The organism is Chitinophaga sp. S165 (genome assembly GCF_003182155.1).
Classification (GTDB): domain Bacteria; phylum Bacteroidota; class Bacteroidia; order Chitinophagales; family Chitinophagaceae; genus Chitinophaga.
Genome location: NZ_QGTG01000022.1, coordinates 1 through 4,285, shown reverse-complemented (window position 1 = coordinate 4,285; position 4,285 = coordinate 1). Strand labels below are relative to the sequence as shown.

At 37.2% G+C, this 4,285-nt stretch carries 4 protein-coding genes; 3 read left to right on the top strand and 1 reads right to left on the bottom strand.

The genetic code is table 11. The features are described 5' to 3' along the window. The 3 genes from C7475_RS33465 to C7475_RS32590 form a co-directional block, all read left to right on the top strand. A partial coding sequence (locus C7475_RS33465; protein WP_146217729.1) for a transposase occupies positions 1-140 on the top strand: 140 nt, incomplete at its 5' end. A gap of 1,021 nt (positions 141-1,161) precedes the next feature. Next, positions 1,162-2,760, top strand: a complete 1,599-nt coding sequence (locus C7475_RS32595) for a reverse transcriptase/maturase family protein (protein ID WP_110057631.1) — start codon at positions 1,162-1,164, stop codon at positions 2,758-2,760. A gap of 151 nt (positions 2,761-2,911) precedes the next feature. Next, on the top strand, positions 2,912-4,009 hold the full coding sequence (locus C7475_RS32590) for a hypothetical protein (protein ID WP_110057630.1): 1,098 nt from the start codon (positions 2,912-2,914) through the stop codon (positions 4,007-4,009). Between the two features lie 136 nt (positions 4,010-4,145). On the opposite strand, the gene C7475_RS32585 is transcribed toward C7475_RS32590, so the two are convergent. After that, the coding region (locus tag C7475_RS32585; RefSeq protein ID WP_146217729.1) for a transposase at positions 4,146-4,285 on the bottom strand (140 nt) is incomplete at its 5' end.

Sequence of the window (4,285 nt, the reverse complement as noted above, 5' to 3'; positions counted from 1 at the left end):
TCCTGAACTTCTTTGATAATCGGGCCACCAATGCTGCTGCCGAATCCTTCAATGCAAAGATTAAAGCCTTTAGAAATGCCTTACGAGGAGTGAGAGATGTCGAATTTTTCCTTTACAGACTTGCTAAAATCTATGCTTAAGATCAGAATCCCCCAAGTTTTCAACTTGATCCCAAGTTTTGGTCTTGATCCTCAAGCAGGCCCAGAGCGGGCTCAGACGACTATAAAAAGCAAAAGGTCGGAGACTTCTCCGACCTTTCCGCTTTTGTGCCCAGTAGCGGAATGTTTACGAACCGGTTAATACTGATTATTAATAAATTGTCATTGTAACAAACTTATGATTTGGCGAGTAACTATTCTTACGAATGCTTGTGTACTGATAATAGTAAACGCCCACTTACAATGCTATAAGATTTTATTCAATATTTTTTTCAAAATTCTATGGTCTTGTTCAATTTTACGCCAGAGCTCCATTGGCTATCCAATTAATGTCCTTCAGAGAGTCTCTAATCACACGTTGCAATTCTCCCACATACTACTAAAATTGGTACAAAGTAAATATGAAATATTTACTTCAACATGAACTAGCTTATACATGTAATTAGAACTTCAATGAATTAATCCTACTAACATTAGTAGTGTTTGGCACAAAATTTGGTGCTAAGCGAGCGCAGCGGCGTAGGCCAATGAAATAATGTTTACGTTGGTTGAGCGCATCGCCACCAGGAACATCACCGCAATGGTGACCCAGGTAGGAGCCTGACACAGAGTCTGTGCGAAGGTACAGAGAATCTGTGAAAGGTAGATGATGAACTTGACTGTGTTCATGTTATACTTGTTAAATTAACTTACTCCTTGATAGTTTATCTAGCTTGTTAAGGAGAATACCCGAGGGCACGAAAGTGTTTGTAGGAACCCCGACGTAAACCAGCTCTAAGCCAGTGCTTAACTGATAGACGGGAGAACAGGGCCACGTATTACCAAAGCGTAAATATAGTGGGTAGTGCAGTTGCGTATGTAACTGCCATGGGAGGACAGGCAATTTGAGATATAACCTCATGCAGATGTAAGTGGTCTGAGCCTGGTAAATTATTTACACATTAGCCGGTGGTCATACACACTGGAGAGTCTACCGGCTAATGTCCCATTAAACAATAAAAATATGTATTCTGAAACGTTATGGAATGCTTGGGTTCAGCAAGAAGCACGAAACTATGAGGAACGCAAAGACGGCAAAAAGGTATATCATAAAAAGGGATACATACATTTCGACCCACGTATCTGGTTTCCTGATAAACATCAAGAAATTAAAGATATCATTAGATGTGGGCTTCTTGTTCCGAATCCACAGAATCCTCAATATCAGCAATATTATTCCTTCTTTCCTTTTTTAAAGATAATTACAAAAACACCTCGATATCGTTATCAATTTGAAGAAGGTCATTATGATTTAGAGACAAAAAAGCGACCTATATGCTTTGCTGCTCATAGAGACAGTTTAATTTTCGGTTATTACTCTTATGCACTTACGAGGGTATATGAGGCCTATATAAAAGATCATAGATTTGATGATACTGTACTCGCATATCGGTCTGACTTAGGAAAATGTAATATTCAGTTTGCAAAGGAGGTCTTTAGTGAAGTTAAATGTAGAAATGAATGTTCAGCAATTGCATTGGATATTAAGGGATATTTTGATAATATAGATCATTCTATATTATTAGATAAATGGAGGAAGGTTATTGGTGGACGGCTTCCTGAGGACCAAATGAGGTTATATGAAATTTTGACTAAGTATAGTTATATTAAGCCAGAAAGCCTTCTTAAAAAGTATAAAGGCCCTAAGAAGCGGAACGAAGAGTCTTTATCTACTTTGATGGATATTGTTCCTGGAATTAGACTTACTGATAAATTTAGATGTCTAAAAAAAGATCAACTTATTGTTACTAACAATAAACTCAATAGTAATACGAATCGCTTGTGTGGAATTCCACAAGGTTCACCAATAAGCGCTCTACTATCCAATATTTTCCTAATTGATTTTGATGCAGATCTAAAACAAAAGAGCATTTCAGAAGGCTTCGTTTACCGGCGTTATTGTGATGATATATTATTGATTTGTGAGACAGAGAAAGCCCATAACCTTATGAACTTTGTTATCAAAAAGATTTCGGAAGAGTATTTTCTTACCATTCAACCTGCAAAGGTTGATCTAATTGATTTTCGTAAAAATAGCCAAGGAAAAATCAGGGGATTTATGCGCCCTCGAAAAATTATCAAGAAATTTGGAGAGAAGAATAAAGAGACTATTAAAGAATCACCTGCTCAAACCACATCTCTTAACGAAATGAGATTTTACAAACCCTTACAATATTTGGGATTTGAATATAATGGGAAGGACATTTTGATAAGGTCAAGTAGCTTATCAAGATATTATTGGAAGCTAAATTATCGTCTACAACGTACTGTGATTATGTCTTACGGCCCTAAATCGGATGGTAGTCAAATTTACCTTAATCAAATTTATGAGCGATACACACATCTAGGGAAAAGAAATTTTCTCAGCTATGCATATAACGCAGCAAAAGATTTTTATCAAAATGCGACTGATAAACAAATGGAGGGAATGGATTCACCAGCTATTAAAAGGCAACTTCGAAATCATTGGCGTATAATGCAATCTGAGTTGAAAAGAAAGAACATTAAATGGCATTCTCACAAAAGTAAAGGCAAGAAAAATGTAGTCTTGCATTCTATCTAATGGCAAGTTCAAATACCAAATACATTTAGGATATCTAGAGTGTTATAAAAGTATTTCAGTGAAATAAAACGCTGATACATGAAAAAGAGAAAAAAGGAACTTAGTTCAATTTAAACTCCAAAGTATTTATAATTTTTAATAGGCAATTGCTATGTGTATCTATTATACGAAAAGAACTGATCTGACTTATGGAGCTGGTGAACATATAATTTCGGCAGGATTGGGCGGCATAAAGAAATTACCTGTGGATATGGTTAGCCAGGAGTTTAACAATGATATATCTAAATATGAAAGGTGGCTGCTGAAGAATTCCATACTAAATGCTACACGGCAGATAATAGGTCCTGGAAGTAGAGGAAAGATGGCCGAGAGATACGAATCCAAGAGTGATATCCATCTTATCGAAAACCTCGATGATAATGAAGATATGACTGTTGGGTATATTCAAAAGGGGAAGCCCCGATCCCTCACAGCGCTTAGTTATGATAGCCAGCGGCAAACATGCTCATTTAATACACGAAATTATGACGGTGTGGATGTCAATGCGGTAATTGATGCTTTCGCATCTGCTATCGAGTGTCCTTCCGATTTGCATATTAAAACCATTTTAGATGATAGGCTTCCTATTAGCAAGATCTATCTGGGACATCAAAAGGGCGTAGATAGTCGTTACGATACATTTTTCTTTAAACACTCAGGCAATTCCTTGGAAGCTTCATCGTTACCCTTTGTTGCTCTTGCTGACGCCCTCCGAAATGGCCAACTTGATAGCCAAGAGAAAGATCACAAGGTTAGATCTCATCAGACTTTAAACTGGCGGGAAGAATATTTTCGAATATTTGCGAAATACTGTTTTAACTACTTAGCCCAAAAAAAAGGTAAAGAATTTATGTTGCAAGTTTGCTTTGACCCCGTTAGAGAATGGATCGCAAATGGGGGAGCCAACAAGTTTGCTTCCTTTATTGAAGGTGGAATACCCGTTCCTAATGATGATTTAGGTATCCGCTGGCCAAAATATGGTCATATTATATTGCTAATCCCTCATGGAGATGTTTTATACGGTTTCTGCTCCTTATACAATGGATATACGGTGAAGGTCTTGCTGTCTGAAAGTGTAAAGGATTTTGGTGCCTCGGATGGGTTTATTTGTGACTGGCTGGAGAAAAAGGAATTCGAGCTACAACATTATTTGGCCATACAGGCATCTCAATTTGTGAGTCACAGACAAACTGGCAAACTTGAAAGATGACATGAAACATATTCAATATTAATACTCAAGGGTTGTGTTTAGGTCCTAAACTACAGTTGAATCATTGTATAATAACTTGAATTATTGCTCCTTATCGAACTTTCGGATCAAGTTGAAAACTTGGGGGATTCTGATCTTAAGCATAGATTTTAGCAAGTCTGTAAAGGAAAAATTCGACATCTCTCACTCCTCGTAAGGCATTTCTAAAGGCTTTAATCTTTGCATTGAAGGATTCGGCAGCAGCATTGGTGGCCCGATTATCAAAGAAGTTCAGGA

What these genes read in the sequence shown, in the direction of transcription:
- C7475_RS32590 (WP_110057630.1), top strand. Translation starts at nt 2,912, where the DNA reads ATGTGTATCTATTATACGAAAAGAACTGATCTGACTTATGGAGCTGGT.
- C7475_RS32595 (WP_110057631.1), top strand. Translation starts at nt 1,162, where the DNA reads ATGTATTCTGAAACGTTATGGAATGCTTGGGTTCAGCAAGAAGCACGA.